This is a genomic window from Aeromonas sp. ASNIH8 (assembly GCF_002919855.1).
GTDB lineage: Bacteria > Pseudomonadota > Gammaproteobacteria > Enterobacterales > Aeromonadaceae > Aeromonas > Aeromonas caviae.
In genome coordinates this window covers 1-2152 of the sequence record NZ_PQLN01000196.1, presented here as the reverse complement: position 1 = coordinate 2152, position 2152 = coordinate 1, and the positions used below count along the sequence as shown (strand labels likewise).

Annotated in this window: 3 protein-coding genes; 1 reads left to right on the top strand and 2 read right to left on the bottom strand. The window is 39.0% G+C overall.

Translation table 11 applies throughout. The features are described 5' to 3' along the window. On the bottom strand, positions 1-223 hold a 223-nt coding region (locus tag C3418_RS23305; RefSeq protein ID WP_146054115.1), incomplete at its 3' end, for a transposase. Positions 224-372: 149 nt separating this feature from the next. Here C3418_RS23305 and C3418_RS24265 point away from each other — a divergent pair. Continuing rightward, positions 373-939 (top strand): hypothetical protein, encoded by a 567-nt coding sequence (locus C3418_RS24265; RefSeq protein ID WP_146054160.1) that lies wholly within the window; start codon positions 373-375, stop codon positions 937-939. Between the two features lie 149 nt (positions 940-1088). Here C3418_RS24265 and C3418_RS24260 read toward each other — a convergent pair whose 3' ends face one another. Continuing rightward, a complete protein-coding gene (locus tag C3418_RS24260) occupies positions 1089-1682 on the bottom strand; it encodes a hypothetical protein (protein WP_146054159.1) in 594 nt (197 codons plus the stop codon). Positions 1683-2152: the final 470 nt, after the last annotated feature.

The window sequence follows — 2152 nt, the reverse complement described above, 5'->3', positions numbered from 1 at the left end:
TGTTTCCAGTCAATGACATCTGGTGACGGCAGTTATTGCATTGCAGCACGCGTGGCCGACTTTTCAGGCGACAGCAGGTCTTGTTGGCGCACTCAGGACAGATGAAACCGTTCGGAAAACGCCAAGCAAGCAGCGCGTTTTCGCACTGCGCTTCAGTGCCATAGTCCTTGAAAAAATCAAACAGGCTGTAGCCTTTCTGGAATTGGACTTTGCTTTTGGCCATGATCTCGCACCTCAGTAACTGTACGTAAGATCAGTATAGCTCGTGGTGACTGCTAATCATGGGTAATCAGGTTTGTTTTTGGGTGTGCCTCACCTAAATTTAATTACGTACCAAGTTCGCAGTCATTTACCATACCTGAGCTTGGCAAAGTGATAAAAATTGGAATCGGTGAGAATCTATTATCTCAAGGCGTCAGTAGTTCAGTAGATGTCATAAAGTTAAGCTATCAGCAAAGCATAGCTGCATATGAAATAACTCCAGGTGAATTCAATAAGGTTGGAGAGGATGACAAGTTTGAATACTACATGCCAACACCTGTTGATACATCTCAAGGCAAGATAATGAGGGGGTTAATGACATCATATCCTGACTACAGCGCATCAATTAGGATTGATAGAGCAACAAAGCAGGCCTGTATCATTTCTCCTGTGGACGTAACAGTTTGTGGGAATGTGAAATTTGAACGTGGAAGTGCATACAAACAGACCAATGCATCATTTCAACAAACCCTTATCTACAATGGTAAGGTCGGGGATGAGGTTAACTTTAGCTATCGTGAATTCAGTGGTGACCTTGCAAGGCCAGCGTTTAATTCTGACGTGAAATATGATCTCTCAAAATCTAATGTTGTCGGCTACAAAGGGGCAATGTTGGAAATTATAAAGGCTGATAATTTAGAAATTGAATATAAGGTTTTGAGAGGTTTTTCGAAATAATTTTTAAGTGGCTGACTTATAAATAACCAAAATAAATGGTGGGTATATGCCACCATTTATAATCATGGTGATGGTTCGTTATACTAAAAAGCAGCTATTGATGTATGTGTCATATATGGCGTGCTTGCAAGGATTATTTGCATATTTTATCAAGAAGCTTTATTTGTTTTTTTTGTACAGCGCTCAATTCTTTTATCCCAGTCTCCAGACCATCCTTCATTTTTAGCCTCATTACAGATTGCTATGACTTTTTGATAATCCGACAACTTTTCCATTATTATCGATAGCTGCTGATAACCTTTGTGAGATGGCAGTGGCATACCGTATTCGGAGATTAAAATTCGCGATGCTTTTTTTGAAATAGATATTTGCTTGTTACATGATGTTATTGACGGTTCAAGGCCGATTACTTCCCTATGTTTATAATAAGTAATAATTTCATTTTGAAATAAAAAATGGACATCAAGAATCGGTGTGCGTGAATTTATTAAGTTTTCAGCTTTAACAAATAACTTCTTGGCTAATTCAATATGCTCAATTTTATTTAACCAGCTAGCAATACTTCCAACTAGCTGTACCGCACTGCCGCTAGAGAAGCAGATGTTAGCTTCAATGATTTCATTTGGTGAAGAGCCCATGGGGTTGTATGTGGTTAAGATAATCTCCTTTTCTGCGGTTGTGATCTCATTTTGCCACCAATCTGACAGACCATGATATTCAATAACGCCTTTAACTTGAGTCATGTTATCAGCCTTAAAGTTGATATGTAGGAATCATGGAGAATGATGATAAGGCAGTACTTGTAAGTCTTGCAAGATTTTTCCATTTTGTGTGTCTACGTTAAAATTTAAAACTACTTTGACGATTATTTTTATAATTTACTGCTAATAAGGGCGACCATGGAAACTGAGTGCAACACCTGCAATGTTGCAAGGTTTTGCCATGGCTTATCAAGAAATCAGTATTGAAGAGAGCGTTACCATCAAGGTAGGCAGCTTAAATTACTTGAGTTTGCGGAGTTTGCGGAGTTTGCGGAGTTTGCGGAGTTTTCGGGAGTCACAATGGGACTGTGAAAATAAGCGGTAATCATGTACAGAACCTTAAGCGGCAAGCGAATTAATAATACCGTCTAACGTGTTGTTTTGCTTGGATTTTCTCTGCCTACTCTTTTTGCCGTTTTTGGATAAATACACCATTGCCCACTCCAACTTCT